The following is a 10,575-nucleotide window of genomic DNA, read 5'->3' as shown; positions in this document are numbered from 1 at the left end:
GCCGTCATTGATTTCGATGCGGCCGGCATCCGCTTCCACCAGGCCAACGATCATGTAGAAGCAGGTGGTCTTGCCGGCGCCGTTGGGGCCCAGCAGGCCAACGATCTGACCGGCTTCCACGTCCAGGGAAACGTCCTCGATGACCCGGCGGCCCTTGTAGCTTTTTGCCAGGTGGTGGGCGCGTAAGTGGCTCATGGTGTGCTGGGCTCCGCATCAGGTGAGGCGGTGTTGCTGTCCTCACTGGGGGTGTCTTTTTCGTTGCTGGAATCGCCACCGGTGGTGTCGGCGTCACCGCTGGTTTCGCGGGTTTGATTCTCGGCGGGGATCACCAGGCGAACCCGCTGGTCGCCTTCACTGCTGGCATCCACGCGCTTGGAATCGAGGCTGTATTCCACCTTGGCGCCTTCGAAGGTGTTGCCTTGGTGTTCAATGTAGGCGTCGCCGGTGAGAACCAGGGTGCGGGCCTTGATGTCGTACACCAGATTTTCAGCATGGGCGTTGAGTCCTTCGCCTTCTTCCATGCGCACCGGGGTGCCGCTGGCTTCGACCCGGACCAGGTCGCCATTTTTGGTGAACAGGCGCATTTCGTCGGCAAACAGTTTGCGTTTGCCCTGAATCAGTTCCACGTTGCCACGGTAAAGACCGCTGCCGGCATCCTGCTCAAAACGGCCGCTGTCCGCCGTGACCTGAATGGGGCCTTCCATGGGGGCGGCATGAGCGCCCATGGGCAAAGCGGCAAGCAAAGCCAGTATGGCGAGGCGGTGGGTGCTATGAAGCCGGTGCTTCAAACTCACTCTTCACTCCTTGTTTCAGGTTCAGAATGCCCTTGTCGAGATCGGCTTCCAGGGCGCCGGCACGAGTCTGGCCGGAGTCGAATGTCATTTCCACTTCGCCGGGTGTTGTGGCGATATTGGTGTCGCTGTTGAAGCGCAGTTCGTCGGTGTCCAGGTTCACTTTCTGGGTGGGGTTGTCCACGTTGACCTTGCCGAGAAAGGTAATCAGGTCGCCGTTGTCTTCCACGGTGCCGTGCTCGCTGGTGATGGTCCAGCTGCCCTTGTCGTTGGCCATGACCAGCACCGGGGCCTGCATTTCGGTGAGCGGATTGTGATCGAATTGCACCAGATTGTCCGCAGTCAGATGGTATTGCAGGCTGCCATCTTCTTCACTGAAGGCCCGGGCGGTAACGTTATCTGCAATGATTGCTGGTGCCTCCAGCACGGCATTGTCCTGGCCGGGCAGGGTGCTGTCCCACTCGTGGAGGGTCATCAGCATGACCAGCCCCAGCAGCAGGATGCCGGTGGCGCTTAATAGACCTTGACGTTTCATGCCTGGCTCCGCAGGGCAAGAATGGCGTCGCAGATTTCCCGCACTGCGCCTTCGCCGCCGCGGCGCTCGGTAACGTGATCGGCGGCGGTTTTGGCGCAGTCGTGGGCGTTGGCCGGGGCAAAACTCAATCGGGACCAGAGCAGCGCGCTCACATCGGGTTCGTCGTCGCCGGCATAACCGGTTTCATGGGCGGCGATGTTCAGTGAGTCGGCCAGCGCTTCCAGTGCCACTCCTTTGTCTTCGCGACCCTGGATGACGTGTTCAATGCCCAGGTCTGCCGCGCGTTTGGCCACCATGGGGGAGTTACGCCCGGTGATGATGGCCAGGGTCACGCCGCTGGCGGCCAGTTTTTTCAGGCCGTGGCCGTCCAGGGTGTTGAAGACTTTCAGTTCTTCGCCCTGGGGGCCGAATAGCAGGCGGCCGTCGGTCATGACGCCGTCCACGTCAAACGCCATCAGGCGCAGGTTCTGGGCATCAACGGAGGAAAAGTGCATGGGCATTTATACCACCCCCGCACGGAGCAGGTCCTGCATGTTGAAGGCGCCGAGGGGCTTGCCCGCATCATCGCACACCATTAGCCCGTTGATTTTACGGGTCTCCATGACTTGCAGGGCTTCCGCCGCCAGGTGGCCCGGCGCGATGGTGATCGGGTCGGTAACCATGACCTCGGCAATGGTGGCTTTGCGAATATCGATGTCCCGGTCGAATATGCGGCGCAGGTCACCATCCGTAAAGATGCCCGCCAGGGTGCCGTCGTCGTGGGTGACGGCGGTCATGCCCAGGCCTTTATGGGTCATTTCCAGAAGGGCTTCGCTGAGTGAAGTATCCGTGCTGACCACGGGAAGCTGTTCGCCAGCGTGCATGATGTCATCCACTTTCAGTAGCAGGCGACGGCCCAGGCTGCCACCGGGGTGGCTGAGAGCAAAATCTTCCGGGGTGAAGCCGCGGGCTTCCAGCAGGGCGATGGCCAGGGCGTCGCCCATGGCCAGGGCTGCCGTGGTGGAGGAGGTGGGTGCCAGGTTATGGGGGCAGGCCTCTTCTGCCACGGCGACGGTCAGGTGCACGTCGGAGAGTTGGGCCAACGCGGATTGCGGCCGGCCGGTCATGCCAACCAGGCCAGTGCCCTTGCGTTTGATCACCGGCAGAATGGCCAGCACCTCGGCGGTTTCGCCGGAATTGGAGAGCGCCAGTACCACATCGTCCGGGGTGATCATGCCCAAGTCGCCATGGGAGGCTTCACCGGGATGCACAAAAAAAGAGGGGGTGCCGGTGCTGGCCAGGGTGGCCGCCAGTTTGCTGCCCACATGCCCGCTTTTGCCCATGCCGGTGACGATCACGCGGCCTTTGGCATTCAGCATCAGATCGCAGGCAGCAGAAAAGCTGGCGTCCAGGCTGTCTTTCAGGGCATCCACGGCCCGGGCTTCGATATCCAGTACCCGTTGACCGACGCTGATATGGTCGTGACTCATGCGTTCTCCTTGGCGTTGGCGGCGATTATACACCGGTTGCCCCCTTCACGTTGACCCGAAATCGGTAACCTGGTCTCTACGGCGGGAACCGTATCGAACTCTGTGACTCCAATAAAACAATCAAGGTTCACGATGTTGCCGCTGTTGATGACTGGACAGGGGGTAAAGAACACCGTAAAACCGCCGGAGACTAACAGGGAGTAATCTATGCATTTGCAACGGTATATTCGAACGTGGCTGCACGCCGGCCTGGTGCTGCTGTTGGCAGGCATGGCCACATTGGCCCATGCCGAGAGCGATCCGCGCCAGGTGGTGTCGGACGCCGTGGAACGGATGACATCCCGCATCGAGGCCGAGCGCGAGGCGCTCAAGGCGGATCCGGACAAGGCCAAGGCGCTGGTCCGTGAAGAGCTGGCGGACCTGGTGGATTTCAAGCGCATTACCCGCATGGTCATGGGCGATTACTTTGGCCCGTCCAGCAAGGAGCAGAAATACCGTTTTCTGGACGTGTTCAAAAACAGCCTGATCAACACCTACGCATCCGGCATCACCCTGTATGACGGGCAGAAGATCGAAACCTTGCCCATGCAGGACGGCGACCGTAAAGGCGACTATGCAAGGGTGCGCATGGAGGTGAAAACCAACTCCGGGCAGGTGGTGCCGATCTACTACACCCTGTTCCTGCGTGATGATCAGTGGAAAGTGATCAATGTGTATGTGAATGGCCTGGATCTGCGCGATACCTTCAAGAGTCAGTTCGCCCAGGGGATGCAGCAGTACAACGATATCGACAAGGTGATCGATAACTGGTCTGCGGATGCCAAGATTGATGCCGGCATCGACGAGGCCAAACAGGGCGAGTGAACCCGCCTGCCGTGGTAAGGGGCAGCGGGCTCGCGTATTATTACGCCCTTGATGACGATTTGATGGAGCGGCTGCAGGCCGCTCCAGTGCTGTTTGGGCCTGACCAAGGCCCTGATGAGGAGCAAAGATGAATCCGGAAGAAGTTCAGGCATTGGTTGATGCCGGTTTTGACAATGCCGATGTGGCAGTGGAAGGCGGCGGTGACCGGTTCCAGATTCGTGTGGTGTCAGAGGCCTTTGCCGGCCTGATGCCGGTGAAACGCCAGCAGCTGGTGTATGCCACCATCGACGAGCAGATCAAAAGCAACACCATCCATGCCGTGCAGATTCTTGCCTTTACTCCGGCGGAGTGGGAAAAAGCCCAGAATCAGGGCCTGTCCTGACCCCGGCCACAGGCCGAAAACGGGTTGGAAGAACGCAACCATCTAGAGACTGTTCATGGATAAATTGATCATCACCGGCGGCCAGCGGCTCGACGGCGACATTCGTATTTCCGGAGCCAAGAATGCGGCACTGCCGATTCTGGCGGCCACGCTGCTGGCTGATGAGCCGGTGACGGTGGGAAATCTGCCGCACCTGCAGGATGTGACCACCCTGATCGAATTACTCGGCCGGATGGGTGTCCATGTGGTGATCGATGACCGCATGAATGTGGAAGTGAACGCCACCACCATCAAGGAACTGACCGCGCCCTATGAGCTGGTGAAAACCATGCGCGCGTCGATCCTGGTGCTTGGCCCCATGGTCGCGCATTTCGGCAAGGCGTCGGTTTCCTTGCCTGGTGGTTGTGCCATTGGCTCGCGTCCGGTGGATATTCACCTGCGTGGCCTGGAAGCCATGGGGGCCGAGATCGAAGTGGCCAATGGCTACGTGAATGCCAGTGTGGACGGCCGCTTGAAGGGCGCTCGCATCGTTATGGATGTGGTCACCGTAACCGGTACCGAAAACCTGATGATGGCGGCGGCGCTGGCCGACGGCACCACCTACCTGGAAAACGCAGCCCGTGAGCCGGAAGTGGTGGATCTGGCCAACTTCATCAATGCCATGGGCGGCAAGATTAGCGGTGCCGGCACTGACACTATTGTCATTGAAGGGGTTGAGCGCCTAACCGGTTGCCACCATCAGGTCGTTGCTGACCGTATCGAAACCGGCACCTACCTGATTGCCGCCGCCATCACCGGTGGCCGCATCAAGACCAAGGACACCGTGCCGGGTATTCTCGATGCGGTGCTGCAGAAGCTGGAAGAAGCCGGGGCGAAAATCACCGTCGGCGACGACTGGATCGAGCTGGACATGGAAGGGCGCCGCCCGAAGGCCGTGTCCTTGCGCACCGCACCGTACCCGGCCATGCCCACGGATATGCAGGCCCAGTTCATGGCCCTGAATCTGGTCGCCGAAGGCACCAGCACCATTGTCGAAACCATTTTCGAAAACCGTTTCATGCACGTGCAGGAAATGAACCGCATGGGCGCGGACATCGAAGTGCAGGGAAACACCGCCATTTGCCGGGGTGTCGAGCAGCTTACCGGTGCGCCGGTGATGGCCACGGACCTGCGCGCCTCGGCCTCACTGGTGATCGCCGCGTTGGCGGCGTCCGGTGATACCACCGTGGACCGCATCTACCATATTGATCGTGGTTACGAGTGCATTGAAGAGAAACTGCAATCGCTGGGCGCGATCATCCGTCGCGTACCACGCTGATCGGATCGGGATCTGTGATGAGCAAGCCATTGACCATCGCCCTCTCCAAAGGGCGCATTCTCAAGGAAACCCTGCCGCTGCTGAAAGTCGCAGGCATTGAGCTGCTGGAAGACCCGGCGGCCTCACGCAAACTGATTTTCGACACCACCCGTGACGACGTGAAAATCATCATCATCCGCGCCACAGACGTGCCCCCCTATGTGCAGCATGGCGCGGCGGATATCGGTGTGGCCGGCAAAGACGTGCTCATGGAGCACGGTGGCGACGGGGTGTTTGAGCCGGTGGATCTGGATATTGCCCGCTGCAAACTGATGGTGGCGGCCATGAAGGACGCCCCGGAAACCGGCAGCCGCCTGCGCGTGGCCACCAAGTTTGTGAATGTGGCCAAGGCCTACTACGCCCAGCAGGGCAAGCAGGCAGAAGTGATCAAGCTGTACGGCGCCATGGAACTGGCCCCGTTGGTGGGGCTGGCGGACCGCATCGTGGATATTGTTGATACCGGCAATACCCTGCGCGCCAACGGCCTGGAGCCCACCGAGCTGATCGCCCACATTTCTACCCGTGTGATCGTCAACCGGGCCAGCATGAAGACCCGTCACAGTGATATCCAGACGATCCTCGACAAGCTGGCCGAGGCAGTGGCGTCCCGCAAAGCGGGGTAAAAGCGGAGTAAGTTAACGCTTGCATGCAACACGCTTCACGCGGTCACGCGGGTGGCTGGATGCGTGCAGGCCTGTTGCGTTGAACGAGAGAGATCATGGAAACCACCTGGCTTAACGCCCAAGATGCGGATTTCGATGCCAAGCTGGCTGCGCTCACCGCCTGGTCGGAAGAGCGCGACGAAGAAGTGGCGGATCGTGTGCGTGGCATCCTCAAGGATGTGGCCAAGCGTGGCGATGCGGCACTGGTGGAATACACCAACCGCTTTGACCGTCGTGACGTGTCAGGCATGGGTGAACTGGTGGTGGATCACGCCCAGTTGCAAGCCGCACTGGCGCGCATTCCTGTCGAGCAGCGTGAGGCCCTGGAAGCCGCTGCCGAGCGCGTGCGTCGTTACCATGAAAAGCAGAAGCAGGATTCCTGGCACTACCGCGAAGCCGACGGCACCTTGTTGGGGCAGCAGGTGACGCCACTGGACCGCGCGGGCATTTACGTACCCGGTGGCAAGGCGGCGTACCCGAGTTCCGTATTGATGAATGCGCTGCCGGCCAAGGTGGCCGGCGTGGGCGAAATCATCATGGTCTCGCCCGCCCCGGACGGCATCATCAATGACATGGTGCTGGCGGCAGCGGCCATCGCCGGTGTCGACAAGCTCTTTACCCTGGGCGGCGGGCAAGCGGTGGCCGCGTTGGCCTACGGCACGGAAACCGTGCCGGCGGTGGACAAAATCGTTGGCCCCGGCAACATCTATGTGGCCGAAGCCAAGCGGCAGGTGTTCGGCAAAGTCGGTATCGACATGATTGCCGGCCCCTCGGAAATTCTGGTGGTTTGCGACGGCAAGACCGACCCGGACTGGATCGCCATGGATCTGTTTTCCCAGGCAGAGCACGACGAAGAAGCCCAGGCCATTTTGGTATCCCCGGATGCGGCGTTCTTGCAACAGGTGGCCGAATCCATGGAAACGCTGGCGGCGACCCTGGAGCGGGAAACCATTATCCGCACGTCCATGAAAAACCGCGGCGCGTTGATTCAGGTCAGCGACCTGGATCAGGCCATCGACATTGCCAACCGCATCGCCTCCGAACACCTGGAGTTATCCATTGATGACGCGGAGCAGTGGGCGAAAAACATTCGTCATGCCGGCGCCATCTTTCTGGGGCGCCACACCCCGGAAGCGCTGGGTGATTACTGTGCCGGGCCGAATCACGTGCTGCCCACCAGCGCCACCGCACGCTTTTCTTCGCCGTTGGGGGTGTACGATTTCCAGAAGCGCAGCTCGCTGATCGGTTGCTCCCCGGACGGGGCCAGCACCCTGGCAAAGATCGCCTCTCCGCTGGCGCGTGGCGAAAGCCTGACGGCCCACGCGCGCAGTGCGGAATATAGAATTAAACGCTAGAAGCCAGATGCCAGACGCCTGACGTGCGGCCTCTTTGTCCGGCGTTTGGCGTCAGGCTTCCGGCGGAGAACTTATGAGTAAATACTGGAGCGACTTCGTTCATGGGCTGGAGCCTTATGTGCCCGGCGAGCAGCCCAAGATGGACAAGCTGGTAAAGCTGAACACCAATGAGCATCCGCTCGGCCCGTCGCCGAAAGTGATCGAGGCGATCCGCGCTGAGGCGGACGAGCGGCTGCGGCTGTACCCGGACCCGGACAGCAGCCAGCTCAAGCAGGCCATCGCCGATTACTATTCCAATCAAGGTTACGGGATCGAGCGTTCCCAAGTGTTTGTTGGCAATGGCTCCGACGAAGTGCTGGCGCACCTGTTTATGGCGTTTTTCAAACAGGATCAGCCGCTGCTGTTCCCGGATATTACCTACAGCTTCTACAAGGTCTATTGTGGCCTGTATCAGATCGACTACCAGCCGGTGCCGCTCGATGGTGAGTTGGGCATTGCGGTGGATGATTATCTCGCCGGCGACAAGCCGCGCCCCAACGGCGGTATTATTTTTCCCAATCCCAATGCGCCCACCGGCAAGCTGTTGCCGCTGAGTGAGATTGAGCGCCTGTTACAGATCAATACGGAAACCCTGGTGGTGATCGATGAGGCGTACATCGATTTTGCTGGTAGCCCGGGGCAGGGCGACACCACGGCAATCGCCCTGGTAAACCGCTACCCGAATCTACTGGTTACCCAAACCCTGTCAAAATCCCGCTCCCTGGCCGGCTTGCGTATCGGGCTGGCAGTGGGTGATGAGGCCTTGATTGATGGTCTGAATCGCATCAAGGACAGCTTCAACTCCTACCCACTGGATCGTCTGGCCATTGCCGCCGGCGTGGCCGCGTTTGAGGATCAGGAATGGTTTGAAGAAGGCTGCGAACAGGTGATTGGTCAGCGTGAGTGGCTCACCGATCAGCTGGCGCAGCGGGGCTTCGACAGTTTGCCCTCGGCGGCCAATTTTCTCTTTGCCTGCCACGAGAGGCATAGTGGTGCTGAACTGGCCCAGGGGTTGCGCGAGCAAGGCATTATCGTACGCCATTTTGGCAAACCCGAGCGCATTGCCGACTACCTGCGGATCACCGTGGGCACGCCAGAACAGAATCAGGCGCTGATTGCGGCGCTGGACGGGTTGAGTGAAAAGCTGAAAACTAAAAGTTAAAAAGAATGGAATAAGTTTTGTCGCATGCAGACAAAGAGGCCGCGCCCACACTCTGGGCGCGGCCTCTTTGCGTTAACGGGTAGAGTCGCGCTTGAACTTTGCATTTTATGAAGACGGCGATACTACCGTGGGAAGCGATGCTTGCATCGCGAAGGCGCTTTAGCTTTGCACCGTTGTTCGTGATGCGAGCATTACTTCCCACAGATATTACCAATGTTGGTTTTTTTCAGAGGTCTTATCGCTCCTAAATCGCCTGTTGGCCGAAGTCAGGGTTTGCCCGCTTGAACCTTTCCCATACCTGCGGTACTAACAGGCATCGCCCAACGCAAAGGCCTTAATAATGAAACGTTCGCTACTGCTCGCCTGTGCCCTGATTCCGATTCCCCTTTTTGCCGCTGACTTTGCGGTTACCGCTCCGGTGAGCAAGGCAGTGTTGTTTCCCGCCCAGGCCCATCTCAGTCGTACGTTCTCCCAGGCTTTGCCCGCCGGTGAGCATCAGCTGGTGGTGAAAGGTTTGCCGGAGCTGGATCTGGATAGCCTGCAGGTGGCCGTGAAAGGGGCCAGGTTGCTGGGGATGCAACAAGGGTTTGCCATTGCTGAGGGCGATATCTCGGCCCGTCGTGCCGAGCTGGATGCGGCGATTCTCGACCTGGAGCAGGCCATGGCCGCCGCCCGCGCGGCTGATAGCCTGGACCAGCAACAGATCAATCATCTGCAATCGCTGATGGGGCAGGCGCCACAGGGTGAGGCCGTGTTTGCCCAGGTGCCGGTGGAAAAATGGGCCAGTGCCTGGGAGTCCATTGGCAAGGCGGTGGCGCAACGGCAAGCGGCGATCAATCAGCGTGTGGTGACCCGTGAAGAACAGCAAGGCAAGCTGGAAACACTGCGACAAGAGCGCCAGCAGCTGGGGCAGGTACAGACTCGCAGCCGCCAACTGGTGCTCACTGTTGGTGCTGACGCGCCGTCCACCGCGCGGGTGGAATTGCAGTATTTTACCGGCCAGGCCGGCTGGCAGAATCAATTGCGGGTCGATCTGGATAGCGGTAGTGAAACGGTTGCCGTTACCGGTATTGCGCTGATCCATAACCGCACCGGGGAGGACTGGCAGGATGTCAGTGCCACCCTGGGGCTGGTGCCGGCCGGTTACCGTCAGCTGCCAGATCCGCAACCCTGGATTGTGCGTCTGGCGACGCCGCAACCGGAAATGCGTAAACAGTCCCTGCGCAGCGTGATGGCGGAACCGGCCGCCTTAGAAGCCGATATGGCCAAACACGTGCAGGCGATGCCGGTGGCCGCTCCGGTGGCTCACGGTTTTGATATGCGCGTGCCGCTATCGTCACCATTATCTCTGGCCAGTGGTGTTGGCAGCGCTCGGGTGTCTTACCAGCAGGCCGAACTGCCGGTGACGCTCAGCCGTGAAGGTTATCTCTGGCAACAGCCGGCGGTGTTGCTGGTGGGGGAATGGAAGAATACCAGCGCACTGCCCTGGTTGGCGGGGCGTGTCACGCTGCTGCGAGATGGTCAGCGGCTGGCCCGTTACCACCGCGGCGACAGCATCAAGCAGGGCGAAAAGGTGAAGATGAGTTTCGGCGATGACCCGCGCCTGCAGATTGCCGTGGTGCGCGAGCCATCACAGCAAGGAGAAGTCGGCCTGATCAGCAAGGAGAAGACCCTGTCTGCGCTGAAAAACATCACTCTGACGTCCCATTACGACAAGGCGGTGACGGTGGATCTGCTGGATCGCCTGCCGGTGGCCGGTAACGAGGATATTGCTGTCACGGCCAAAGGCAAAGCCGCAGATGCTAGTGATGTGGATGATGTGAAAGGGCTGCAGCGCTGGCAGTTCACCTTGCCCGCCGGGGGGGAAGAAAGTTTCAAACAAGGCTTCGAAATTCGCTACCCGGAAGGGGCAATGCTGAGCGGTGTAGAAGGGCTTTAAAGGCAATTAATAGTTAATAA

12 protein-coding genes are annotated in these 10,575 nt (G+C 60.0%); 7 read left to right on the top strand and 5 right to left on the bottom strand.

Going from position 1 to position 10,575, the window contains the following annotated elements:
• The 5 genes from A3730_RS14125 to A3730_RS14105 all read right to left on the bottom strand — a co-directional run.
• Window positions 1-195: ATP-binding cassette domain-containing protein (locus tag A3730_RS14125; RefSeq protein WP_156501210.1), on the bottom strand; the 195-nt coding region annotated here is incomplete at its 3' end.
• Window positions 192-794 carry a lipopolysaccharide transport periplasmic protein LptA gene (gene lptA / locus A3730_RS14120; protein WP_063519845.1) on the bottom strand — a complete coding sequence of 201 codons (603 nt, stop codon included), beginning with the start codon at window positions 792-794 and terminating at the stop codon, window positions 192-194. The genes lptA and A3730_RS14125, both read right to left, overlap by 4 nt.
• Window positions 769-1,326 (bottom strand): LPS export ABC transporter periplasmic protein LptC, encoded by a 558-nt coding sequence (lptC, locus tag A3730_RS14115; protein WP_063519844.1) that lies wholly within the window; start codon window positions 1,324-1,326, stop codon window positions 769-771. The genes lptA and lptC overlap by 26 nt, the downstream gene beginning before the upstream one ends.
• The gene (locus A3730_RS14110) at window positions 1,323-1,826 is read right to left on the bottom strand and encodes an HAD family hydrolase (protein WP_063519843.1); all 504 of its coding nucleotides are present in this window, start codon (window positions 1,824-1,826) and stop codon (window positions 1,323-1,325) included. The genes lptC and A3730_RS14110 overlap by 4 nt, the downstream gene beginning before the upstream one ends.
• Window positions 1,827-2,795: a KpsF/GutQ family sugar-phosphate isomerase gene (locus tag A3730_RS14105; protein WP_063519842.1), complete on the bottom strand. Its 969-nt coding sequence runs from the start codon at window positions 2,793-2,795 to the stop codon at window positions 1,827-1,829.
• 207 nt (window positions 2,796-3,002) lie between these two features.
• Here A3730_RS14105 and A3730_RS14100 point away from each other — a divergent pair, with 207 nt between their 5' ends.
• The 7 genes from A3730_RS14100 to A3730_RS14070 all read left to right on the top strand — a co-directional run bounded on the left by A3730_RS14100 (window position 3,003) and on the right by A3730_RS14070 (window position 10,555).
• A complete protein-coding gene (locus tag A3730_RS14100) occupies window positions 3,003-3,659 on the top strand; it encodes a phospholipid-binding protein MlaC (RefSeq protein ID WP_063519841.1) in 657 nt (218 codons plus the stop codon).
• A 127-nt stretch (window positions 3,660-3,786) separates the two neighbouring features.
• Window positions 3,787-4,041 (top strand): BolA family protein, encoded by a 255-nt coding sequence (locus A3730_RS14095; protein WP_063519840.1) that lies wholly within the window; start codon window positions 3,787-3,789, stop codon window positions 4,039-4,041.
• 55 nt (window positions 4,042-4,096) lie between these two features.
• The gene (gene murA, locus A3730_RS14090; RefSeq protein WP_063519839.1) at window positions 4,097-5,359 is read left to right on the top strand and encodes a UDP-N-acetylglucosamine 1-carboxyvinyltransferase; all 1,263 of its coding nucleotides are present in this window, start codon (window positions 4,097-4,099) and stop codon (window positions 5,357-5,359) included.
• 17 nt (window positions 5,360-5,376) lie between these two features.
• Window positions 5,377-6,021 carry an ATP phosphoribosyltransferase gene (hisG, locus tag A3730_RS14085; protein WP_063519838.1) on the top strand — a complete coding sequence of 215 codons (645 nt, stop codon included), beginning with the start codon at window positions 5,377-5,379 and terminating at the stop codon, window positions 6,019-6,021.
• Window positions 6,022-6,116: 95 nt separating this feature from the next.
• Window positions 6,117-7,415, top strand: coding sequence for a histidinol dehydrogenase (hisD, locus tag A3730_RS14080; RefSeq protein WP_063538285.1), 1,299 nt, complete (start codon window positions 6,117-6,119; stop codon window positions 7,413-7,415).
• Window positions 7,416-7,488: 73 nt separating this feature from the next.
• Entirely contained in the window at window positions 7,489-8,616 is a 1,128-nt protein-coding gene (hisC, locus tag A3730_RS14075) for a histidinol-phosphate transaminase (RefSeq protein WP_063538283.1), read from the top strand.
• Between the two features lie 340 nt (window positions 8,617-8,956).
• Window positions 8,957-10,555: a DUF4139 domain-containing protein gene (locus A3730_RS14070; RefSeq protein WP_063520769.1), complete on the top strand. Its 1,599-nt coding sequence runs from the start codon at window positions 8,957-8,959 to the stop codon at window positions 10,553-10,555.
• The last annotated feature ends 20 nt before the right edge of the window (window positions 10,556-10,575 follow it).

It is taken from the genome of Alcanivorax sp. HI0044 (assembly GCF_001634945.1).
This window is presented reverse-complemented; position numbering and strand designations above follow the sequence as displayed.

What these genes read in the sequence shown, in the direction of transcription:
- lptC (WP_063519844.1), bottom strand. Translation starts at nt 1,326, where the DNA reads ATGAAACGTCAAGGTCTATTAAGCGCCACCGGCATCCTGCTGCTGGGG.
- A3730_RS14110 (WP_063519843.1), bottom strand. Translation starts at nt 1,826, where the DNA reads ATGCCCATGCACTTTTCCTCCGTTGATGCCCAGAACCTGCGCCTGATG.
- A3730_RS14105 (WP_063519842.1), bottom strand. Translation starts at nt 2,795, where the DNA reads ATGAGTCACGACCATATCAGCGTCGGTCAACGGGTACTGGATATCGAA.
- A3730_RS14100 (WP_063519841.1), top strand. Translation starts at nt 3,003, where the DNA reads ATGCATTTGCAACGGTATATTCGAACGTGGCTGCACGCCGGCCTGGTG.
- A3730_RS14095 (WP_063519840.1), top strand. Translation starts at nt 3,787, where the DNA reads ATGAATCCGGAAGAAGTTCAGGCATTGGTTGATGCCGGTTTTGACAAT.
- murA (WP_063519839.1), top strand. Translation starts at nt 4,097, where the DNA reads ATGGATAAATTGATCATCACCGGCGGCCAGCGGCTCGACGGCGACATT.
- hisG (WP_063519838.1), top strand. Translation starts at nt 5,377, where the DNA reads ATGAGCAAGCCATTGACCATCGCCCTCTCCAAAGGGCGCATTCTCAAG.
- hisD (WP_063538285.1), top strand. Translation starts at nt 6,117, where the DNA reads ATGGAAACCACCTGGCTTAACGCCCAAGATGCGGATTTCGATGCCAAG.
- hisC (WP_063538283.1), top strand. Translation starts at nt 7,489, where the DNA reads ATGAGTAAATACTGGAGCGACTTCGTTCATGGGCTGGAGCCTTATGTG.
- A3730_RS14070 (WP_063520769.1), top strand. Translation starts at nt 8,957, where the DNA reads ATGAAACGTTCGCTACTGCTCGCCTGTGCCCTGATTCCGATTCCCCTT.